Source organism: Sphingomonas sp. SP5, from assembly GCF_058313455.1.
Genome location: NZ_JBZFLF010000013.1, coordinates 1 through 22,074 on the forward strand (window position 1 = coordinate 1; position 22,074 = coordinate 22,074).

The following is a 22,074-nucleotide window of genomic DNA, read 5'->3' on the forward strand; positions in this document are numbered from 1 at the left end:
TCAAAGACTGGCGCCGGGTTGCTACCCGCTACGATCGATGCCCGACCGCCTTCCTCTCCGCTATTGCCCTCGCTGCCACCGTCATCTTCTGGCTGTGATCAACGAGTCCTGACCCTAACCGGTATTCTGAAGGGGGTTGCACATGGCTGCTACCGACACATTCGACGCGATCGTCATCGGATCGGGCATCAGCGGCGGATTTGCCGCCAAGGAGCTTACGGAAAAGGGGCTGCGCGTCCTGATGCTCGACCGGGGCCGCATGATCGAGCATGGGGAGGATTATACCTATGACGGCAAGCCGGCCTTCGAACAACCGGCCCGCGGCATCATGCCGCAACAGCTGGTGGACGAGCATTATTTCATCAGCAAGTTCGGCTATCTCGCGCCGAGCAATCGGCAGTTCCAGAACGACGACAAGCTGAACCCTTATGCTTATGGCGAGGGCAGCAAATTTCACTGGGTCCGCCCCGGCGCGGTCGGTGGCAAGTCGCTGACCTGGGGGCGCTGGAGCTTCCGCTGGAGCGCGGACGACTTCGCCGCCAATGCGTGCGAAGGCGTCGATGGCGCCTGGCCGATCGGTTACGAGGACCTCGCACCCTGGTACAGCTACGTCGAGAAATATTTCGGCGTGTCGGGATCGCGGGAGAACCTGCCCCAACTTCCCGACAGCGAATTCATGCCGCCGATGCCGATGAACATCGCGGAAAAGTGGGTAAAAGGACGGCTGGAGACGCAGTTTCCCGGTCGGAAGCTCATCAATGCGCGACTGTCCAACATCACCGAGGACAAGCCCGAGCAGAACCGCACCAAGTGCCAGATCCGCAACCAGTGTAGCAACGGCTGCTCCTTCGGAGCGTATTTCTCGACCCAGGCGGTGACGTTGCCGGCGGCGCGCAAGACGGGGCGGCTGACGCTGCGCTCCGATGCGGTGGTCACCAACCTCGAATATGATCCCAAGGCCAAACGCGTCACCGGCGTGCGCGTTATCGATGCCAGGACCGGGCAGGCCGAGGTGGTGAAAGCCGGCCTCGTCTTCCTGTGCGCATCAACGATCGGCTCGGTGCAGATCCTGCTGAACTCACGCGCACCGGGCAGCGACCGCAGCTATTTCGACAGCAGCGGCACGCTCGGCCGGTATGTCATGGATCACATCTTCCACGTCGGTGCCGGCGGGGAGATCCCCGGCATGCAGGACTATATCGAATATGGCCGCCGCCCCGGGGGTATCTATGTTCCCCGTTTCCGCAATCTCGGCCGCGAGGACGGGATCGGGTTCAGGCGCGGCTATGGCTATCAGGGCAATGCCTATCGCGAGATCATGCCGCCGGTCGGCTTTGGCGCCGACATGAAGCACGGCATGCGGAAATACGGGCCCTGGCGCTTCTACCTGGCGGCGTTCGGCGAATGCCTGCCGTACAAGGACAACCGCGTCTCTTTGCACCCGAGCAAGGTCGACCGCTTTGGTGTGCCGCTGATGCGCTTCGACGTCACCTTTCGCGAGAACGAGCTGAAGATGATGGATGACGCGCAGACGCAGGGCGAGGAGATGCTGCGCAAGGCAGGGCTGGTCAACGTCACCAGTGATCGCGGCGAGCACGTGCCGGGCGATGCGATTCACGAAATGGGCGGCGCGCGCATGGGCGACGATCCGACCCGATCGGTGCTCAACAGGTGGAACCAGGCGCATGACGCGCCAAACCTCTACGTCACCGACGGTTCGCAAATGGCATCGTCCAGCTGCGTCAATCCTTCGCTCACCTTCATGGCGCTCACCGTCCGCGCGGTGGACCATGCGGTGAGGAATATGCGCCGGGCGTGACCGTCGGCGCCGGGGGTTGCGCCGGTGGTCGCACGATCATGCCTGCAGGCTTGGGAAACTGGTCGGGAGGGACCTGGATATGACGTTCATTGCAAGGACAATGGCCCTCGGGCTCGTGCTCGCCGCCGCAGGGCCGGTGACGGCGCAGGCGTTCGATACCGACTGGCGTTTTGCACGCATGCCGGATCGGTCGGCGCCCGATACGCCTCCCGTCGCGACGCAATGGGAACGGGTGACGCTGCCCCACACGACGCGGATCGAGCAGCGCGTGGTCAAGGACCAGTGGCAGGGCATCGCCTTCTACGAGAAGCGCTTCACGGCCGCGCCGGGGTGGAAGGGCAAGCGCGTGCTGCTGCGGGTCGAGGCGGCGATGAACAATGCCATCGTGTCGTTGAACGGGCGTCCGATCGGTTCGCACCGTGGCGGCTATCTGCCGTTCACGATCGATCTCACCGATCACCTGCGGGCGGGCGAGAACCGCCTGCTGCTTCGCCTCGACAATCGCGACGATCCGATCACCGGGCCCAAGCCGCTCAAGATCCTCGACTTCAACACCTATGGCGGGCTCTATCGCGGCGTCCGGCTGATCGTGAAGCCGCAGGTTCACCTGAGCGATGAGATGCTGGAGGACCGTGTCGGGGGCGGGGGGCTGTTCGTGACCTATCCGCAGGTTTCCGCGCAGAAGGCCACCGTCGCCATCGCAGCGGACATCCGCAATGCTGGGCGCGTCGCGGCGTCGGCACTGGTCCGCCATCGGCTGTACGCGGGCGACCGGCTGGTCGGCAGCAGCGAGGCGCGGCTTGCTATCCAGCCGGCAACGCTGGCGCGTTCCGACCAGCAGATCATGGTGACGAGGCCCGACCTGTGGTCGCCGCGCTCGCCATCGCTGTATCGGCTCGTCACCACGGTGACGGCGAATGGCGAAACGGAATCGCAGGACACGACGATCGGCATACGCACGCTGCGCATCACGCGCGACGGCTTCTGGATCAACGGCGAACGCATGCAGCTGCGCGGCGTCAATCGGCACCAGGAATATCCTTATGTCGGCTATGCCTTGTCGCCGCAGGCCGAATATCGCGATGCCAAGCTCATCAAGGAAGGCGGTTTCGATTTCATCCGCCTGTCCCACTACCCCCAATCCCCGGCGTTCATGGCGGCAGCCGACAAGCTGGGGCTGGTCGTGCTCGATTCGATCCTCGGCTGGCAGTTTTACAATCCCGATCCGGCGTTTCGTGCGCAGGTCGTCAGAACGTGCCGCGATCTGATCCGCCGGGACCGCAACCATCCGAGCGTCATCGGCTGGGAATGCTCGCTCAACGAGACCGCGATGCCAACGGATCTCGTCCAGGAATTTAATCGCGTCGTGCACCAGGAATATCCTGGAAATCAAGCCTGGTCTGCAGGCTGGCAAGACAACGGTTACGATATCCATCTGCAAGCCCGCCAACATCGCCTAAAACATTATGAGAATACTCAAAGACCCTATCTTGTTTCTGAATATGGCGACTGGGAATATTATGCAGAAAATGCCGGTTTCAATCAGTCCAACTGGGCTAATCTCAAGGCAGCCGAGCGTACCTCCCGTCAGGCGCTGAGCACCGGCGAGACACGCTTGCTCCAGCAGGCGACCAACGTGCAGGAAGCGATGAACGACAATCTCGCTACACCCGCATTCGCCGACGGCTATTGGGCGATGTTCGATTACAACCGCGGCTATTCGCCTGAGCTGGAACATTCGGGCGCGATGTCGATCGACCGCCTCCCCAAGTTCGCATGGTGGTTCTTCCGCAGTCAACGCAGCCCGGACGAACGCTCGTCGTTGTATTCGGCCGGACCGATGGTGAAGATCGCGAGCTTCTGGCAACCGGACTCCGCACGCGAAGTGCGGGTGTATTCGAATGCTGAAGAGGTTGAACTGCTACGGGATGGTACGTCGCTTGGCCGTCGCAAGCCGACCAGGGACACGATTTCGTCGCGGTTGCCCCATCCACCGTTCCGGTTCGATGTCGGGCCGTTCAAACCCGGCACGCTGACGGCGCGCGCCTTCATCGCCGGCAAGCTGGTGGCGGAAGACGTCGTGGCGACGCCGGGCGTGCCAGTCGGACTGCAGGTCCAACTGGCCAATCAAGGGGTTCCGGTCGCCAAAGGGGATCTGGTGTTTGCGCGTGCCACGCTGGTCGATGCAAATGGGCGAACGGTGCCGCAAAACGGTGTGGAGGTTCGGTTCCACGCCACTTCGGGCTGGCAGATCGTGGGCGCCACCGAGGCACTTACTGAAGCAGGGGTCGCTGCCGTGCTGGTGCGTACCATTTCGCCGGGCGGCCGAGTGACGGTCGCAGCGCCAACTGCGCGGCTGAAAGGGGCCAGCCTGTAAATGGCCGACGGAAGCTCAGAGCCTGTTGGCCAGCAGGCATCATCTGGTTCGGGCACAGTTTGATGATGCGTTGACCGGGATCGCAATCGACCAGATCTGTATGCGAGTCCCCCAAGCACAGTCGCCTGATCAAGGATCAGCGAAGGGCCAGCGGTAAACCGCTGGCCCTCTGCGTGGATCGGAGTGGGAAATTGGCAGGCTGCCGCCTGATTATTGCGCCTGATAGCCAAGGTCGACGGAGCCGATCAGCACCGCATTGCCTTTGTTCGCGTCCTTGCCGACCCGCAACTCGATCCGCTCGATCTGGTCCGGGCGGATGCGGGTGGACGATCGGCTTGCCGGGCCGGTGCGCCAGTAGTTCCACAATCCGGGATAGGGCGTCGGCAGGAGCATCGACCGCGAAAACGTCATCGATGCGAGCGGCACCTCGTATGTGCGCCACTGGTCGGTGGCAGCCACCGTGCCCACCCAACTCGAGCCATCCTTCTCGACCAGCACGATCTCGAGCGCCTTCTGCTTAGCATCGGCCCTTGCGCGCACCAGAACACGATCGGCCTTCGCGGCATCGGCACCGCGTGCGCGGACACGATCGCCGATATAGAGGCCTGCCCCGTAGGAGGATGGTCCGTTTTCGATCGCCGGTACGTCGAGCCGCAGCGCACTGCCGATCGAGGTCTCACCCGGCACCAGCTTGAAGACCGGGGAGCGGAGATCCTCGCGAAGGCGCGGGAAGGCCAGCCGGGCGATGTCGTTTGCGGGATCGAAGACGTTGAGCGGCGTGCTGGCAGGAGTAACGGAGAAGCGCCAGGTCTGTTTGGCTTCGAACGGCCAGATACCGGGACGGCCTGAAACATCGTCGGGATAGGTCCGCGCGGCGGTCGAGACCACATATTCGTAGAATCCGGGTCCAAGGTCATCGACCGACGCCGCGTAGACGTCGCCGTGGACGCGCTTCAACTCGATGGGCGAGCGGAACCAGCTGCCTGCCGATCGAACATGCGCCGTGACCGACGACGGCAGCGTCGCCGCGGCCAGACGCACCCTGAGCTCGACCGGCTTGCCCGCGACATGGGATGCAGCGGAGAGGGAGAAGGCCTTGTCCACGTAGCTTCGCATCGGATTGACGTGGTACTCGCCAAACTTCACGCCGTTGATCGTCGTCGGCATGGCCTGGGGCCGCCCGCTCGCACTGAGCAGCCACACTCCGGGACGTACCGTGAAGCGTTTGGCCGAAGCACGCGCCGTGTCAGCGGTGGCGCCGGGAAGCGTGATAGGGCGGACGTGGAAGGCGTCGCCCAGATCGGGCAGCGTGACGCTCATCGGCCATGCTCGCGCGTAGAGGCGCGAGACGATCTTGTCGGGACGAGGCTGTTCGAACGGGTCGGCGACCTGCACCTGGTCGGGATAGACCTCAAGCCGCCAGACGCCATTTGCCACCTTGTCCAGGAAATAGGCGCCGCTGCCCTCATAGGTGACCAACGGCGAACTGCCGACGCCGGCTACGCGGCGCAGCAGACGCGGTGATTGCGATGCGACGCGCGTGTCGCCCACGTTCATATAGGCGTCCGAGGCGGACAGCCCGCTGGCGTCGTTGTCGTAATCGACCCAGAAATCACCGAACCTGTGGGAATCAGGCGACGCGCCGGCCTGCTCGATGGACAGCCGATCCATCGCCTCGCTGGCGATCACGGCGCTCATCGCCTGGCGGGGGGTATGCACCAGATTGATGAAATGGGTTTGCCAGCTGAGGTTGTACGGGGCCGTTTCGAGCAGATCGTAGGCGAAGATCGCGGCAAACTGCGTGCCGACTGCCCGGAAGCTGCGCGCCATGGCCGGAAAGAGATAGCCGGTGTTGAGATCGCCCTGGTCAAATTCGTACACGATGCGCGGCAGCTTCGCGATACGCGGGTCGCGCATCGGCATGTAATCGCGCACGGCAGGGAGGAAATTGCCCTTCTGCTCGTATCCGGAGACGAGACCTGACGGGTACCAGCCGAAAGATATGCCATCGACCTTCGACCTGGTGATTGCGTCGGTGATACCGAAGTCCTGCGAGATATTATGAAAGGTGATCTGGCCCGCCCCGGTCGCCCGCACGGTATCCACCAGTCCGTCGATGTACGCGACCGACTGGGCAATATCCTTCGAATTGTGGACCGGTTCGTTGATCAGCTCGACGAAGACGATGTTGCCTTGGTCGCGGAGCGCCTTGCCCGTGTAGGGATTCGCATGCTCCAGCAGCTGCGTGATGTAGCGCTTCTGCGCGGCGATCGCCTTCGGGTCCGTGACGAGCGCTTCGCGCGGGTATCGGGAAGAAAAGCCGCTCGGCTTGTAAGCGGGGTTGTTCAGCTGGTCCGCATAGCCCGGATTATAGGTATGTGTCGGGGTGAGCAGCATCTTGATGCCGCGCTCCGCTGCCTTGGCAATCGCATAGTCCATCAGGTCGAGATGATCGTTGGCGACCAAATTGCCGTTCCCGTCGCTATGCTCCCAGTCGCCCCAGGTGCAGATCCGCATCCCATCCCAGCCCATGCGGGCGAAATGCGCGATGTCGCGGTCGATCGTGGCCTTCCGGTCCGCCTTCAGCAGACCGGCCATGCGATAATCGCTGCCGGCATAGGCGCAATAATTCGCACCGAACAGCCGGACTTCGCTATCGTCCTTGCGCCAGCGGATCGTGCCTTTCTGATCGACATAAGCACTTGCAGCCCCCGATCCTGGCGTCTTGCCTTGAGCAGAAGACAGCGTCGCCAATCCCATCAGAAGCATGCAGGTCGTGGTGCGAGCGGCGCGATGTGTTTTCATGAGATCCTCCTGTCGATGCACAGGTCGGCGCTGCCGGGCTGTGCGTCGGTATGCTGCACAGGCTGAGCGCGGGTAAGCCGATCTTGATTTCGGGCGGCCTCACCCTTCGCCGCGCAAAGGGTGAGACCAGTGTCCTACCGGAGCAGGAGGCGAGCGTCAGAATTCGTAGCCGAAGCCGAACGTGAAGCGTCGGCCATAGCTTTCGTAACGGCCCTGCAAGGCACGATCGCCATAAAAGGTCTCGAATGGTTCATCCGTGACGTTGTTGGCAGCAACCATCACCCAAAGCCCGGCGAACGGTGAGTTCCAGGGGAACTTGTAGTTCGCCTGAAGATCCAGCACGCTTTCCGGCGCGGTGAAGACGATGCGGTCGGTATCACCCAGTTCGGTGACATAAGCGGCGCGATGACGGAAGCCGGCGCGCAGATCGAGGCCGTTCTTGCTGTAGTACACGGATACGCTGCCTACATGCGGCGACAGTCCGGGCAGCGCGACCGCGCCGATCGCATTGTCCGCCTCCGTCACGCTGATGTCGCTCGCCGTATAGCTGTAGTTGGCGTAGATCCCGAAACCGTCGAACGGCGCGGGCAGGAAGGTGAACGCCTTCTGGAACAGGACTTCAAAACCCTTGATCGTGCCGCCCGATCCGTTGATCGGCCGGCTGAACGTTCCGTCGTCTATCCCGCCGGTGATCGGATTGGGGACCTTCACCTCCTGCACCTGGGTGACGATGTAGCTGCTCAAATCTTTGTAGAAACCGGCGATCGTCAGGGCGCTGTCACGATCGAAATACCATTCGATGGTCGCGTCGAGCTGCTTCGCCCGGAACGGTTCGAGCAGCGGGTTGCCTCCGCTGCCCGATGGCGTGCCATAGTTGAAGATCCCCGAGCCGGCGTTGAGATCATCGAGCGGCGGCCGCGCCACCGCCTGACTGGCGCCAAGGCGGATCTGTAGGTCGTCGGTCGGCTTGAGCGTCAGGTTGAACGAGGGCAGCCAGTCGAAGAACTTATTTGCGATCGAAACCGGCCGAACCACCTGTACGACCGGGTTGCCGCCAAACTCGTCGATCGCCGTGCTGCGTGATACCGTTTCCGTGCGGACGACGCGCAGGCCGACATTGCCGACCGCTGGCATGCCGAAGATTTCGGTTTCCAGATCCACTTGACCGTATAGGGCCGAGGTCTTCTCGGTCACCCGCCACGATCGGGTCTGGTCGAACAACGTCTCCACCGGATTGATCGGCCCGAGCAGCCTCTCGATCGTCGGTACAATCTTGATCGACTGGATCGCCGGAAGATTGCCGAACTGTCCCGAGAACCGGTAGACCGGATTCAACAACGACGGGTCGAGCGGTTGACGGCTGGCTTCCGCGATTTCGGAAAACTGCGAACGCGCGCCATAGCTCTTCTCGCGATCGGTATGGCGCACACCGAAGCGCAGCGCAGCGAGCGGCCCGGCGCCGATTTCGCGCCGGAAATCGCCGCTGAGCGTCAGCAGTTCGTCATCGACGACCGCTTGGCCCCCACCGGGGATTTCAAATCGTGCGACGCGAAACAGCGACGGATCACTGAAATCCGTGTTGACGCTGAACTTCGCAGGACCGTTTCTGCCCGATTCGAACCGGGCGGTCGGCTGAACCCCGAAGGGATCGGACTGAAGCGTCAGATAACGCTGATTGCGACGCGTCGTCGAATATCCGACATCGCCGCTGATTTCCCACCCATCGGGACGCCACACGATGTTGGCGCCGCCCGCGTAGAGATCGTCTTTGAAGAAGAACGTCTCGTTCACGTTGCGCAGGTTCTGGCCATAGCTGGTATTGGCGTTGGTGATCGTCGCGCCGGTGACATAGCCATTCTTGGTGATCACATCAGTGATCGTATTGCCGAATGCCAGCGATCCGATACGAAATCCGCGCTGGATCTCCTCGAACGATACGTGGCTGTAGAGGAAGTCGGCGTTGATCTGGAATTGCGAGCTTGGCCGCCACTGCAGTGCAGCGACCGCGCCGTGACGGATGTCGTCACCGCCGCGGGCCAATGCCTCGTAGCCGAAGGGAATGTCGTCCCATGCCTGGCCCGGATGACCTGGCGCACCGGCGCCGTCGCCGTCGAGGTCGGCGAAGCTGTTGGTGTAGCGAAAGATATTGGTGCGCACAGTTGCGACCGACTGCCGCCGTCCCGAATAGCCGACGGCGAGACCCAGCGTGTTGTCGAACAACTGCGTCACTACCGACGCGCTGCCGATCCAGCCCCAAGGAGAGGTGTCCTGAACATTTTCGGCAAGGTCGCTATAGATCGCGCGGCCGTTGATGACGAATTTGGTCTTGTCGAAGTCGAGCGGGCGCACGGTCTTGAGGTCCACCTGACCCGCGATCGCGCCTTCGACCTGCGTTGCGGTCGGTGACTTGAACACCGATGCGCCGGTGAGCAATTCGGCCGGGAACTGCTCGTAGCGGATGTTGCGGTTGCCTTCGGCGGATACGATTTCGCGACCGTTGAGCAAGGTGTTGACAAGGTTCGGCCCCATACCGCGGACGGTGATCTGGGTGCCGTTGCCGCGGTCGCGATTGGTGGTGACACCTGGCAGGCGAGCCAGCGATTCGGCGATTGATGCCTCCGGCAGCTTGCCCAGGTCTTCAGCCGTCAGCACCTCTTGTACGCGATCTGCATTGCGCTTTCCCGCGAGCGCCGACCGCAGCGATGCGCGGAAGCCGGTTACGATGATCTCTTCTGTCGTCTCGCGCGGTGGTTGTTCGCCACGCTCGGCACCGGGTTGCTCCTGCTCCGACGGGGCGGATGGGGGTTGGGTATCCCCGGCCTCTGTCTGTTGCGCGACTGCCGGTGTCGCCAGAACCATCAGGCTCACCGCCGCCAGTGACATGTACTTCAGCCTCAAGTATCCTCTCCCCGATTTATATGTAATCGTTTACCAGTGCTCTTCTGGTAATATAAATAGGATCGACAGCGCAAGAGCCTTATCGGCTGGATCGAAGTGCTGCCCGCGTGGGACTGCCGTGATTGTCCGGGCAGGGGTGTAAGACAGGCAAGAGCCGCCTTAGCTACCGGCCTGACGTTCCGATCGCCACGACCGCTGACGTGTAGCCGCAGCCGATCACCTCGGACCTCTTGCGACGAACACGTGACGAAAGGTTTTGCTGTGATCGGTAATCGGGCGGGTCGCCACCACCGCTGTGCGTTCGATCATCATATATATGGCGGACGATCGATCTGCTCCCACGCCCATCGCACCTGCCCAATTATAAGATATATCTTGCTTGGTGCAGATTGCGGGTGACAAAATCGACGATCTTGGCCAGTGTCACGGCATGGCAACCGACATCGGCAGGGGAGGGGGGCACGCGCCTTTGCAGGAACTCGGGCGCAATCTGACGCATGGAATGTTGGATACGCTTGGCAAAGCTATCGTCGTCGGTCGCTATGAGGAGCGGCCTTTTCCTACAGAGGCCGAGATCGCCAAGGCGCATGGCGTCAGTCGCTCGGTCACTCGTGAGGCGGTGAAGATGCTGACGGCGAAGGGATTGGTGAGCGCACGCCCCCGACAAGGCACCGTCGTTCAGCCGGCGGAGAACTGGAATCTGTTCGACGCCGACGTATTGCGCTGGCTGCTCGACCGCAAAGTGTCTGTGGAACTGCTGCGGCAATTCAATCAGCTTCGCGTCGCGATCGAGCCTGAAGCGGCGGCACTTGCTGCCCGTTTTCACGAACCCGATGACATCGTCGCAATTCGTCACGGTCTCGACCGGATGCGCGCGGCGGAACAGGGGCAAGACGATGTGCTCGATGCCGACATCGCCTTTCACGTCGCCATCCTGCGCGCGTCGAAGAACCCGTTCTACGCCCAGTTCCAGACGATGGTCGCCACTGCACTGCGAACATCGATCCGCTTTACGAACCGGATCAAGGGCCGGAGCGCTAACATCGTGGATCACGCAGCCGTTGCGGACTCGATCGCCGCGCGCGACGCCGATGGCGCCCGCTTGGCCATGCGGCGCATCATCGGTGATGTCCTCGATCTTATCGCCGAAGCATAAATTAGGGGCTGCCCGTTGACAGGCGCATCATTCGGCATCTGGCGCGCTCTTGGTGTTCGGCGGGTATCTGGGCCTCATCGATGTCAGCATGAATGTCCATGCGGTGGAGGTCGAGACGGGAAGCAGCAAGCCGCTGATGTCGGGCTTCCACGGCCTGTTCAGTGTCGGCGCTTTCGTCGGCGCGTTGCTGCTGACGGCGCTTGTGTCCATGCAGGTCGCTCCGCTGAGCGCCACGATCGCTGCATCTGTGGTCATGATCGTCGCGATCCTGTTCGCGGCGCCTCGGCTGATCGATACGCCTCAAGCGGAGGAAACGCCGCTGCTGGTTGTGCCCCGCGGTATCGTTGCGCTGCTTGCGCTGCTCGCCGCGATCACCTTCCTGACCGAAGGTGCGATGTCCGACTGGGGCGCTCTGCTGCTCGCCGGTGCGGGCCTGTTGCCGACTGCGCAGGCCGGCATCGGCTCCAGCGTCTTCGCCGTGGCGATGACGATCGCGCGGTTGACCGGCGATGCCATCGTCGCGCGACTGGGCGACCGGCGCACGATGCTATGGGGCGGCGTGCTCGCCATCGTCGGATATGCCGGCCGTTCTGGTCGGGCCGGCGGGGGGTCGGCTTTGCCGCACAAGCGATCGGCCTGCCTGGGGCGTTCTGGCTGCTCACCGTCATGCTGCTGGCCGTTCCGCTGTGCGCCGGCATTGCAACGCGACGTGGCGGTGCCGACAAGCCGACCTGTCGCAGCGTCTGACGGCTGCCGGCCTTCCGGTGCCGGGGGGCCTGACCATTGCGGGGACGTGACGTGAGGCAAGCGCCACCTGGAGGCTACTGGCTGGCGGCGTACCCACTCGGCGTCGATCCGGCACGGTGCCTCGTGTTCGAGGACACCTTCGCCGGCCATGAAGCCGCTCGTCAGGCTGGCATGCCATCGATCGCTTGCCTCGCCCTGCCGCACGATCATGGCGGGGCGTTATCGACGCTGCGGACCTATGATGGCGTCGAGGTGAGTATCGGTGATGGTCCGATCCTCCTCGTCCCTCCCGAAACAGGGCGGAGGCCGTAAATTATCTGTCGCTGAGTTCAGTCCATTGGGGGGGCAGCACGACGAGGCGGTCGCTCCGCTCAACTCACCGGCACCGGACTGAGCGGCTTGACCTGACGGATCACCACCAGCGTCTTGAAGCTGCGGACACGCTCGTTGGCGGAGAACAGGCGCAACGCCAGTTCGTCATAACCTTCCATGTCGCGCGCCACGATCCGCACGGCAAGATCATGGTCGCCGGTGACGTTCCAGGCTTCGATCACCTCCGGCTCCCGTTCCAACAGGCGCATCATCTCGTCGATCGTACGCGCGCTTTCCCGCTCCAGGGTGACCATCACGATCATCGACAGCGGCCAGCCGAGCGTACGCGGCCGTACGATCGCCACTTCCCGTTCGATAGCCCGGGCCTCGCGCAACCGGCGGATACGGCGGTAACATGCTGGTGGCGAAAGCCCGACCGCCTCGGCGATAGCGGCGACAGGCCGCTGCGCGTCGACCTGCAGGATGCCGAGCAGCCGCCGGTCGAATTCATCCATGGCAATCGGTGCGTTCATGCGATCGGCACCTAGCGATAAACCTTATCGCTATCGAGCCAATTTCGACCGCCGTGGTTGGGTGACGATCGTACACTGCGCTCACGACCCCTCTTTCCCGGATCTTCGATGACCACGATCGCCACCACTCGGTTTCTCGCGCGGCGCACCGACGTTATCGCGCTTGCAGCGCTCTCGGGCTCCCTCATATCGATCAGCGTCGGTGCCTCCTTCGCCAAGCGACTGTTTCCCGATGTCGGCTCCGAAGGAGCGACGGCGTTGCGACTGATCTTCAGCACCTGCGTGCTGATGATCGCGTTCCGGCCTTGGCGCTCGCTCAGCTTTGCGCATTGGCGCTCGCTCGTTCCTTACGGTGTCGCGCTGGGGATCATGAACCTCGTCTTCTATAAATCGCTGACCTTCATCCCGCTCGGCATCGCCATCGGAATCGAATTCACGGGGCCACTCGCGGTCGCCTTGCTCACCTCGCGGCGGAAGGCTGACTTCCTATGGATCGCGCTGGCCGTTACCGGCTTGGGGCTGCTGTTGCCGATCTGGGGGCAAACCACGCATCTCGACTGGCGCGGCGTCGCGCTGGCCGGGGCGGCGGGAGCGTGCTGGGCGATCTACATCCTCGTCGGCAAGACGGCGGGCCGGAGCCATGGCACCACGGCAGTGGCCGGAGGCATGGTGATCGCGGCGCTGGTGGCGGCACCTTTCGGGATCGTGCATGCCGGCACGGCGATGCTGCGCCCTGAGGCGCTGGCGCTGGGTCTTCTCGTCGGTATCGTGTCGAGCGCTCTTCCTTACACGCTGGAGATGATCGCGCTGCCGCGCTTGCCGACCAACACCTTCGGGACGCTGCTCAGCGCAGAGCCGGCCGTGGGCGCTCTCGTCGGCCTCGTTCTTCTGGGAGAGACGTTAGCGGGGTCGCAGTGGCTGGCGATCGGCCTGATCGTGTGTTCCTCGATCGGCGCGGCGATAGCGACCAGACATGCGCCGACACCTGAATCGGTTGCTTGAACGACTGCGCGATCTGAACCTCCGCTGGGACATGCGCTACACGGCGACGCGCACCGGCAGTGGCTGGACCGCTTATCCGGCGAGCCGCTGCCTTGCGGCAAAGTCCGCTACGTCTTCTGCAGGAACCCGAGCGATCGTGGCGACACGATCCTGAGGCCGCGGGTATCGACGGCCTTCGCCGCGCGGCGAAACATCGTGCTGTTCTGGATCGAGCGGCCGAACGGTTCATCCGCCGCCACCACTAGCATCGTCGTGGTCAGCCCGACCGCCGCATGGATGGTACCGCCGTTTGCGGCGATCGCATGGGCGAGCGGCCCGTCACGCGGTTCGCCAAGGATGGCGATCCGCTCGCCGGCCAGCGGCCCATCCGGGGCAGCTTTCGGTGCCGGCCCGGCCTGCCGCGGCGGTGCCGTCCAGTCGGCGAGCGACAGGCCGGTGTGTTCGATCGCGCGGACGATCACCCAGCCTGCGGCACGTGCGTCGCTGAGCGCATCGTGGTGACGGTGCGGTACGCCCAGGAAGCGGGCAAGGCCGCCCAGACGATGATTGTCGAGATCCGGCCAGGCGCGCCGCGCCACCCGTACACTGTCCAGCCAGTGCGTCTCGATCGATGGCCGATCATGGAGGCGGCACGCGGCGGCGAGCGCGCCTTTGTCGAAGAGGGAATGGGCCACCGTGACCCGGCCGGTCAGATGCCGATCGATCGTCGCGTGAACATCCGCGAACGTCGGTTTTCCTGCGACGTGGTGAGCCGCGATGCCGTGGATCCGGATGTTCGCCGGATGGAATTCGTCGCGTGGGTCGAGCAGCGTCTCCCAGGCGAAAAGCTCTCGGCCATCCCGGAAACCGACGATGCCGACCTGGCAGATGCTGCTGACCCGCGCGCACGCCGTCTCGACGTCGATCACGACGAAGTCGGGCCGCAGGTCGGGCAGGGCGGCATCGCGCGGCGCGCTCACCGGAGTTGGCTGTCCTTGCTGCCGCGCCGGTTGAATGCGGAAACGAGTGGCCGATCCCGCTGGCCCTGACAGGTCACGCAGGTGCGTACGCCGGGAATGGCGCGGCGGCGCCCCTCCGGGATGTCGCCGCCGCACATCGCGCAAAAGGGTTCGCTCGAACCGGTTGGCATGGTGGCTCGGGCGGCGAGCACGGCGTCCGCCACGGTATCGTCGATCTGATCCTGCACCGCACCATCACGCGTCCATCCGCCAGCCATGCGCCGCTCCTCCTGTTCGCCGATATGGGTATCACCGCCGTATACCGCCATATGCCGCGATGCTGGGCCCGGCAGCCGCTCTTTTGCGTTCCATGACCGTCAGTAGCGAAGGTACCGAAATAATGGATGACGCCGTGCAGACCCGCCGCCGCGAGATCGCGACCGAGCACCTGCTGTTCAAGCTGATGGAATATGTGGAAGCCCACCATCCGGGACTGCTCGACTTCCTCGAAGCCAGTCTCGACCACCTGGGCGATCCCGCCAATGGCGCGGACAAGGACGACGAGGTGGTGCGCACGATCGCCCGCCGCATGATCGCGGGCGCTCGACGCGAGGGCGCCTGAGTCAAGCGGATGGCGCTGCACTTCGTCAGCTTTCGCGGTGACGAGTATGTTCGCGCCATCCGCATCTTCGGCAAGCCCGACTTCATCCACATCGGCTGGGATTGTTGGGCCAAGCAGGAGGTGATCCCAGGCGATACCGCAGTGTTCGCGAAGGGGACCTTCGACGACGAGCCCTCATCGTACAGCTACCCCGATATCCGCGAATAGACCAAGCGGTGTTCCACCGGTCAGGCGGACAGCAGCCGTGCGATCCATCGGCTTCGGTCGAACTGGCCGCAGATGATGACGATCGCCGCGGTCAGCGGCACCGCGATCAGTGCGCCTGCGATGCCCCACACCCAGCTCCAAAAGGTCATGGCGACGATGATGGCGAGCGGGGACAGCGACAGCTGCTTGCCCTGCAACAGCGGGTAGACGATGTTGCTGATCGTCAGCTGCAGGACGACGAAGCCGGCGAACACCAGTGCCGGCATCTGCCAGCCGCCGAACTGGACGAAGGCGAACAGCACCGGCGGCACGATGCCGACGATATTGCCGATGACAGGCACGAAGTTGAGCAGGAAATTGAGGATTCCCCAGACCAGCACGAGCTCCAGTCCGGTCATCCATGACCACAGCGCCGATGCGACGCCGGTCAGGATGCTGGTGGCAAGCGTGGTGCCGAGATAGCGGCGGACCTGCGCTGATATGGTCTCGCCGACGTCGAGCAGGTCGCGTCGGGCGCCGCCTTCGAACATCTCGTAGAGGCGGCGACGCAGCCGCGGCACTTCGGGCAGGCCGAGCATCACGATGATGCCGATGAAACCGACGTAGGTGACGAAGCCGTAGACGCCGCTGACCAGCATTTGCAGCAGGGCCATAATCCGCTGGCGGTCGACCGTTCCGGCGATCGGTACGCCGCGCTCTGCGGCCCAATGCGCAACATGGCCGTAGCTTCGCTCCAGATTCGACCATTGCGACGCCATGGCACCGATCACCTGCCCGATCGACAGGTACACCGCCGCAGCGAAGGCCCCCAGGATTGCGAGCAGGGACAGCAGGGTGAGCGTATAGGCGAGCCAGGAGGGCATGTAGCGCGCCAGCCCCCGCTTGAGCGGCCGAAGCGCGGCGACGATGATCGCGGCAAAGGCGATCGGCATGATGACGGCGAATCCGGTCCGCAAGGCCCCGATCAGCAGGATCGCGGCGATGATCGTCAGCAGGCGGTTGCGATAGCGATCCTGCACCCGGAATTCGCTCATGTCTGTCGTTCCCCGATAGTGATGCCGGCTTGGTCCATCGCCTCGGCATTGAGGCGCGCGCCCAGCAACAGCGCCCAGGCGGACACCATCAGCCACAGCATCAGCACCACTACTGCCGACAGCGAGCCATAGGTGTCGTCGAACCGCGCCACATGTTCGACATAGCCGCGGAGCAGGGCGGTCGCGGCGAGCCACATCACGACGCCTGCGATCGTTCCTGGCAGCACGCAACGCCAGGGCACCGGGTCTTCGCTTGCCGGCGCATAGCGATAGATCAGCGCAAGGCCGCCGCCCGCTCCCAGAGTCAGCGATCCGAACAATACGATCGTCGAGCCGAGCCGGGCACCGGGCAGGCCGTCAGGCACATAGCTTTGCAGGAAGGCGAGGACGGACAGCGACACCAGCGCCGTCAGCACCAATGCCGCACACCCCAGCACCAGCAGCATCGACACGATCTGCCGCCCGATGCCCCGCCGTTCACGCGTGATGCGGTAGGCAAGATTGAGCCCGTGGAGCAGCGAGCGTCCGACCCGACGCGCGCTAAACAAGACGACCCCGATCGAGACAAGCAGCGTCGCAACCCCAGCGCGATCGAACGCGAGCGCATGGTGGAGGCCGCCAGTGACGATGCGCTGCGCGTCGAACGGCAGGATGGCCGTCAGCCGCGCCACGTTGCGGGCAACGGCCGCAGCGGGAACGATCAGCCCGTAAGCCCCGGCGATCAGCCCGATGAGCGGGATCAGTGCCAGAAAGGCGGCAAAGGCGATCGAACTGGCCGATATGCCGAAATCGTCCTGCAACCCGCTGCGGATGGACCGCGCTAGCAGCGAGGCCCATCGCCCGATCGGTCCGAGACGCAGGCGTAATCGATCGAAGGCCTGGGCGTCGATTCGCGACAGCCAGGCCCATCCTCCTGTGATGCGATGTGCCTGCAAGCAACGATGCGGGTCGGCACCGGGCCGACCCGCTGCCCTTCAGCGGACCGCCGCCGCCTGATTGGCAACGATGGCGTCCCGGCGTTGATCGCTCATCGCCGCGACGTTCATGTCGGCTGCCTTGATCGCATCGGCGCGTGCGTCCCCGACGTCGCGGGTACGATCCGCCTTCTTGTCGAGCATCGCGGCCTCGTTGCGCAAAGCCGCTGCATTGGCCTCGATGGCATCGGCGCGGTTGTCGGCTGCCGCCTCGACCCGGCCGGCGAGTTTGTCCGACGGGCTCTTGTTGCACCCGGTCAGGATCAGACCGGCGCTCAAGACGAAAGCGGCAACGAATTTCATGGTGATGTCTCCACTCTTGGAACAACGATAGCGGTGCCGGTCAGATGGTACCGATCCGGCTTGTTCCAAGCGCGAAACGACGAGCTAAGTTCCTCGCTAAAGTAGCTCTCGCGTTGCCGCCTCGTCAAAGCCCTGCGCCCTTTCTGATCGCGAGCGCGATACCGGCCCAATCCAGGTCGGCGCCCTCGGTCGCGGTCACGCTACGCAGGTGATCGCGCACGATCCCGAGCAACGGCATGGGCGTGCCGAGCGCGGTGGCGGCAGCATCGGCGAGCGTCATATCCTTGAGGCCCAGCGGCGCGGCGAAACCGGCGGGCCGGAAGCGGTCTTCCACCAGGATCTCGCCATAGGTCTGGTAGATCGGCGCACCGAACAGCGTGCCCGTGAGCACCTCCAGCAGGGTGCGGCGTTCGACGCCGCCCTTTTCGGCCAGCGTCATCGCCTCTGCCATGGCCTCCACGGCGGCCATGATCATGAAATTGCCGCTGAGCTTGACCAGGTTCGCCGAGGACGGATTGTCGCCGATCCGGAAGGTCCGCTGGCCGACGGCGGTGAAGACCGGCACGCAGCGGTCCAGCGCAGCCTCCGCGCCAGCAGCGACGACGAACAGCTTGCCCGCCGCCGCTACCGGTGGCCGGCCGAAGACGGGAGCGGACACGTAACCGCCTCGGCCGCCTTCCGCTGCGAGCCGATCGGCGAGCGCGATGCCGATCGTGCTATGCCCGACGTGCAGGGCAGGCGCCCCGGCGATGCCGCCGGTGCCGAACACCACCTCCTCCACCGCATGATCGTCGGCGAGCATCGTCATCACGAGGTCGCCCTGTGCTGCATCGATCGGCCGTCGGGCGCGCTCCGCGCCGGCGGCAACCAGTGCATCCGCTTTGTCCGCCGAGCGGTTCCAGACGATCACCTCATGGCCCGCCGTGACCAGGTTGGTCGCCATCGCGCTGCCCATTTGGCCGAGGCCGATGAATCCGACTCTCATCCATCATCCTCCATGAAGCGGGCGAACGCCGCGGCATGATCGGGGTGCCAGCGCGACAAAGCGGGGCGGTTTTCGATGATGTCCCCCGCCGCCCAGGCGATCCGCTTCCAGTCCTGTTCGGGTGTCGTCTCGTTATCGGGACACAGGATGTAGAAATCGCCATTGGCGAGTTGCTCGATCATCCGATCGACGACCTGTTCCGGCGTCCACGCGCCCGCCGGCTTTTCAGGTCGCGGGCTGGTCATGCCGGTGTAGGTGAAGCCGGGGATCAGCAGGTGCGCGGTGACGCGGTCGCCGGTGCGTTCGCGCAGACTGTGCGCGAGGCCCTCCGTCAGTGCCTTCACGCCCGCCTTGCTGACGTTGTAGGCGGTGTTGCCCGGTGGCTGGGTGATGCCCTGTTTAGAGCCGGTGTTGATGACGAGGCCGGGCGTGTCGCCCTGGACCATCGCCGGCGTGAAGCTCTGGACGCCGTGCAGCACGCCCATCAAATTGACGTCGATGACGCGCTGCCACGTCTCGCCGTCGGCAAAGACGTCGCCGCCCTGGCCGATGCCGGCATTGTTCATCACGACCGATGGCGCATCGATTTGACCGGCGAGCGCGCGCATCGCGGCGGCGTCTGCCACATCGACGCCATGGGCGTTCGCGCCGTCGATCGCGGCGGCCGCCGCATCGAGGGCATCGCCCGGCTGGTCGATCAGCGCGACGCGCATGCCGCGGGCGGCGAAGGCGCGAGTCGCCGCCAGCCCGATGCCGCTGGCGGCACCGGTGACGACGGCAAGCTTTCCCGGGGCGATCGCTGCAAAGGACGGCGCGTTCACTGCTGGTCACCCGTGGTCGCTCCACAGCGTGGACTGGGCGAGGTCATGTGCCATGCGCCGGAAATGCGGGTCTTCATGCAAGGCCTCCGATATCGAACTGAGCGGCTGTAATGATCGGCGCCGGCGGGAGTTGCTCCGGAACGATTGCGCCAGCATCGCCGCCCCGTCATGCCTCCCGCACGCAATCGGTGAGTAGCGGATCCACTGGGCATTTCGCAAAGGTGGCGAAGAGTGAAGCGGCAAGGGACCTGAGATGACGGACATTAGGATCTCGCGGCGTGCGGCGCTGCTGGGCGCAGGCGCGATCGCCGGCTGGGCGGCAAGCCCGGCGCGCGCATTGCTGGCGCAGGCGGATGGTACGGCGCTGCCGACGCGGGTCGAGGCGATCGTGCGGGGCATGACGCTGGAGGAGAAGGCGGGGCAGCTGCAATTGAACGCCGCGGCGTGGAGCGGCGGCGTGGCGACCGGGCTCAATCCTCCCGCCGGCGGCCCGAGCTTCGCGGGGCAGCTCGCCGATGCCGTGGCGGGCAAGCTCACCGGCGTGTTCAACGGCAATGGCGCAGAGATGGCGCGGCGGATGCAGGCTGCCGTGATGCGCGATTCGCGCCTCAAGATCCCGCTGATCTTCGCGGCCGATGTGATCCATGGTCATCGCACGATCTTTCCGGTGCCGGTCGCCGAAGCCGCCAGCTTCGATCCCGATCTGGCGATGCGCACCGCGCGGATGGCGGCGTACGAAGCCGCGGCGGCGGGGATCGACTGGACGTTCTTCCCGATGGTCGACATCGCGCGCGACCAGCGCTGGGGGCGGACGATGGAGGGGGCGGGTGAGGACGTGCTGCTCGGCAACCTGTTCGCCGCGGCGCGGGTGAAGGGGTTCCAGGGCAAGAGCCTTGCCGCCGACGATGCGGTGATGGCCTGCGTCAAGCATTTCGCCGCTTATGGCGCGGCGGAGAGCGGCCTCGACTACAACATCGTCGACCTGTCCGAGCGGACGCTGCGCGAAGTCTACCTGCCGCCCTACAAGGCGGGCTTCGATGCCGGCGCGATGAGCGGCATGGCATCGTTCAACGAGATCAACGGCATCCCGTCCACCGGCAATCCCTGGCTGATGCGCCAGGTGCTGCGCGACGAATGGAAGTTCCCCGGCATCATCGTGTCGGATTATACCGGCGACGAGGAGATGATCGCGGCCGGCTTCGCGAAGGACGGCAAGGACGCGGCCCGCATCGCCTTTCTCGCCGGCGTCGACATGAGCATGCAGTCGAACCTCTATGCCGACCATCTGCCAGCGCTGGTGCGCGAGGGCGCGGTGCCGCAGGACGTGCTCGACCGATCGGTGCGTCGGGTGCTGGCGGTGAAGGCGATGCTCGGCCTGTTCGACGATCCGTTCCGCCGTATCGATCGCAAGCGGGAGGCGGCGCGATCGCGTACCAGGTCGGCGATCGCGCTGTCGCGCGAGGCGGCGCAGAAGGCGATGGTGCTGCTGAAGAACGACGGCGACCTGCTGCCACTCGATCCTGCCCGCAGGATCGCGCTGATCGGCCCGTTCGCCAGCGGCCAGCACGACCTCAATGGGCCCTGGGTGGTCTATGGCGACAACAACCAGGCGGTCGACCTTGCCACCGGCATCAAGGCCGCGGGCGCGAACGCCGTCACGGTGACCGCCGGATCGGGCGTCGAGGAGCCGCTGCCCGGCGGCATCGACGCGGCGGTCGCCGCGGCGCAGGGCGCGGACATCGTGGTGCTGGCGATCGGCGAAAGCGAGGGCATGTCGGGCGAGGCGCAGTCGCGCACCGCGATCACCGTGCCGGCGCCGCAGATGGCGCTGGCCGAAGCGGTGGCGCGGACCGGCAAGCCGATCGTGGTGCTGCTCAAGAACGGCCGTGGGCTGGCTCTGGAGGGCGCGGTGAAGGATGCGCCGGCGATCCTTGTCACCTGGTTCCTGGGATCGGAGACGGGCCATGCCATCGCCGACGTGCTGTTCGGCAAGGTCGGTCCTTCGGGCCGCCTGCCGCTCAGCTTTCCGCATGAGAGCGGGCAGGAGCCCTATTACTACGCGCACAAGGCCACCGGCCGTCCGGCGCCAGAGGAGCCGCGGCAGCCGTACAAGGCGCAATGGCGGACCGCGCCAAATGCCGCGCTCTATCCGTTCGGGCATGGCCTGACCTATGGCAGGGTCGGCTATGGCGCGCTCGACCTGCCGGCCAGCCTCGCCTGGGACGGGCGGATCACGATCGCCGCCACGCTCACCAACACCGGCACGCGGGCGTGCGAGGAGGTGGCGCAGCTCTACATCCGCGACCGGGTGGCCAGCATCACCCGGCCGGTGCGCGAGATGAAGGCGTTCCGCAAGATCGCCCTGGCGCCGGGCGCGAGCGAGCGGGTGGTCTTCACCCTGACGCGCGCGCAGTTGCAGTTCCTTGGCCGCGACCTGCAACCGACGGTGGAGCCGGGCACCTTCGACGTGTGGATTGCACCGTCCGCGCAGGCAGAGGGTGTGTACGGCACGTTCGAACTGGTGCGCTGACGGGCGCGCGG

Annotated in this window: 18 protein-coding genes and 1 pseudogene; 9 read left to right on the forward strand and 10 right to left on the reverse strand. The window is 64.7% G+C overall.

The features are described 5' to 3' along the window. From AC4GY7_RS17725 to AC4GY7_RS17735, 3 genes and pseudogenes are all read left to right on the forward strand, one after another. A pseudogene (locus AC4GY7_RS17725) lies at window positions 1-98 on the forward strand (IS5/IS1182 family transposase); the annotation flags it as partial. A gap of 44 nt (window positions 99-142) precedes the next feature. Beyond that, window positions 143-1,819: a GMC oxidoreductase gene (locus AC4GY7_RS17730; RefSeq protein ID WP_491116488.1), complete on the forward strand. Its 1,677-nt coding sequence runs from the start codon at window positions 143-145 to the stop codon at window positions 1,817-1,819. Between the two features lie 79 nt (window positions 1,820-1,898). Continuing rightward, the gene (locus tag AC4GY7_RS17735; protein WP_491116490.1) at window positions 1,899-4,196 is read left to right on the forward strand and encodes a glycoside hydrolase family 2 protein; all 2,298 of its coding nucleotides are present in this window, start codon (window positions 1,899-1,901) and stop codon (window positions 4,194-4,196) included. Between the two features lie 210 nt (window positions 4,197-4,406). On the opposite strand, the gene AC4GY7_RS17740 is transcribed toward AC4GY7_RS17735, so the two are convergent. Together AC4GY7_RS17740 and AC4GY7_RS17745 are read right to left on the reverse strand one after the other, a co-directional pair. Continuing rightward, window positions 4,407-7,001, reverse strand: a complete 2,595-nt coding sequence (locus AC4GY7_RS17740) for a glycoside hydrolase family 5 protein (protein ID WP_491116492.1) — start codon at window positions 6,999-7,001, stop codon at window positions 4,407-4,409. 156 nt (window positions 7,002-7,157) lie between these two features. Beyond that, window positions 7,158-9,899, reverse strand: coding sequence for a TonB-dependent receptor (locus AC4GY7_RS17745; RefSeq protein ID WP_491116494.1), 2,742 nt, complete (start codon window positions 9,897-9,899; stop codon window positions 7,158-7,160). A gap of 430 nt (window positions 9,900-10,329) precedes the next feature. Between AC4GY7_RS17745 and AC4GY7_RS17750 the strand changes: the two genes are divergently transcribed. Both AC4GY7_RS17750 and AC4GY7_RS17755 read left to right on the forward strand, forming a co-directional pair. Next, window positions 10,330-11,055, forward strand: coding sequence for a FadR/GntR family transcriptional regulator (locus tag AC4GY7_RS17750; RefSeq protein ID WP_491116537.1), 726 nt, complete (start codon window positions 10,330-10,332; stop codon window positions 11,053-11,055). A 49-nt stretch (window positions 11,056-11,104) separates the two neighbouring features. Continuing rightward, complete coding sequence (locus AC4GY7_RS17755; RefSeq protein ID WP_491116496.1) at window positions 11,105-11,857, forward strand: MFS transporter; 753 nt, start codon at window positions 11,105-11,107, stop codon at window positions 11,855-11,857. A gap of 316 nt (window positions 11,858-12,173) precedes the next feature. Here AC4GY7_RS17755 and AC4GY7_RS17760 read toward each other — a convergent pair whose 3' ends face one another. After that, a complete protein-coding gene (locus AC4GY7_RS17760) occupies window positions 12,174-12,647 on the reverse strand; it encodes an Lrp/AsnC family transcriptional regulator (RefSeq protein WP_491116498.1) in 474 nt (157 codons plus the stop codon). Between the two features lie 108 nt (window positions 12,648-12,755). Here AC4GY7_RS17760 and AC4GY7_RS17765 point away from each other — a divergent pair, with 108 nt between their 5' ends. Continuing rightward, the gene (locus tag AC4GY7_RS17765; RefSeq protein WP_491116500.1) at window positions 12,756-13,649 is read left to right on the forward strand and encodes an EamA family transporter; all 894 of its coding nucleotides are present in this window, start codon (window positions 12,756-12,758) and stop codon (window positions 13,647-13,649) included. A 107-nt stretch (window positions 13,650-13,756) separates the two neighbouring features. Here the strand turns inward: AC4GY7_RS17765 and AC4GY7_RS17770 are convergent, their stop codons facing one another. Next, entirely contained in the window at window positions 13,757-14,608 is an 852-nt protein-coding gene (locus AC4GY7_RS17770) for an exonuclease domain-containing protein (protein ID WP_491116502.1), read from the reverse strand. Further along, window positions 14,605-14,865 (reverse strand): DksA/TraR family C4-type zinc finger protein, encoded by a 261-nt coding sequence (locus AC4GY7_RS17775; RefSeq protein WP_491116538.1) that lies wholly within the window; start codon window positions 14,863-14,865, stop codon window positions 14,605-14,607. Before AC4GY7_RS17775 ends, AC4GY7_RS17770 begins: the two co-directional genes overlap by 4 nt. A gap of 122 nt (window positions 14,866-14,987) precedes the next feature. Between AC4GY7_RS17775 and AC4GY7_RS17780 the strand changes: the two genes are divergently transcribed. Together AC4GY7_RS17780 and AC4GY7_RS17785 are read left to right on the forward strand one after the other, a co-directional pair. Next, the gene (locus AC4GY7_RS17780; protein ID WP_491116504.1) at window positions 14,988-15,209 is read left to right on the forward strand and encodes a hypothetical protein; all 222 of its coding nucleotides are present in this window, start codon (window positions 14,988-14,990) and stop codon (window positions 15,207-15,209) included. A gap of 9 nt (window positions 15,210-15,218) precedes the next feature. Beyond that, the gene (locus AC4GY7_RS17785; protein ID WP_491116506.1) at window positions 15,219-15,416 is read left to right on the forward strand and encodes a hypothetical protein; all 198 of its coding nucleotides are present in this window, start codon (window positions 15,219-15,221) and stop codon (window positions 15,414-15,416) included. A 20-nt stretch (window positions 15,417-15,436) separates the two neighbouring features. On the opposite strand, the gene AC4GY7_RS17790 is transcribed toward AC4GY7_RS17785, so the two are convergent. From AC4GY7_RS17790 to AC4GY7_RS17810, 5 genes are all read right to left on the reverse strand, one after another. Then, window positions 15,437-16,450, reverse strand: a complete 1,014-nt coding sequence (locus AC4GY7_RS17790) for an AI-2E family transporter (RefSeq protein WP_491116508.1) — start codon at window positions 16,448-16,450, stop codon at window positions 15,437-15,439. Next, window positions 16,447-17,250, reverse strand: a complete 804-nt coding sequence (locus AC4GY7_RS17795; RefSeq protein ID WP_491116509.1) for a YihY/virulence factor BrkB family protein — start codon at window positions 17,248-17,250, stop codon at window positions 16,447-16,449. Before AC4GY7_RS17795 ends, AC4GY7_RS17790 begins: the two co-directional genes overlap by 4 nt. 174 nt (window positions 17,251-17,424) lie before the next feature. Continuing rightward, on the reverse strand, window positions 17,425-17,796 hold the full coding sequence (locus tag AC4GY7_RS17800) for a hypothetical protein (protein ID WP_491116511.1): 372 nt from the start codon (window positions 17,794-17,796) through the stop codon (window positions 17,425-17,427). A 55-nt stretch (window positions 17,797-17,851) separates the two neighbouring features. After that, entirely contained in the window at window positions 17,852-18,712 is an 861-nt protein-coding gene (locus AC4GY7_RS17805) for an NAD(P)-dependent oxidoreductase (RefSeq protein WP_491116513.1), read from the reverse strand. Beyond that, the gene (locus AC4GY7_RS17810) at window positions 18,709-19,533 is read right to left on the reverse strand and encodes an SDR family NAD(P)-dependent oxidoreductase (protein WP_491116515.1); all 825 of its coding nucleotides are present in this window, start codon (window positions 19,531-19,533) and stop codon (window positions 18,709-18,711) included. Before AC4GY7_RS17810 ends, AC4GY7_RS17805 begins: the two co-directional genes overlap by 4 nt. A gap of 253 nt (window positions 19,534-19,786) precedes the next feature. On the opposite strand from AC4GY7_RS17810, the gene AC4GY7_RS17815 reads away from it, so the two are divergent. Next, complete coding sequence (locus AC4GY7_RS17815) at window positions 19,787-22,063, forward strand: glycoside hydrolase family 3 N-terminal domain-containing protein (RefSeq protein ID WP_491116517.1); 2,277 nt, start codon at window positions 19,787-19,789, stop codon at window positions 22,061-22,063. Window positions 22,064-22,074: the final 11 nt, after the last annotated feature.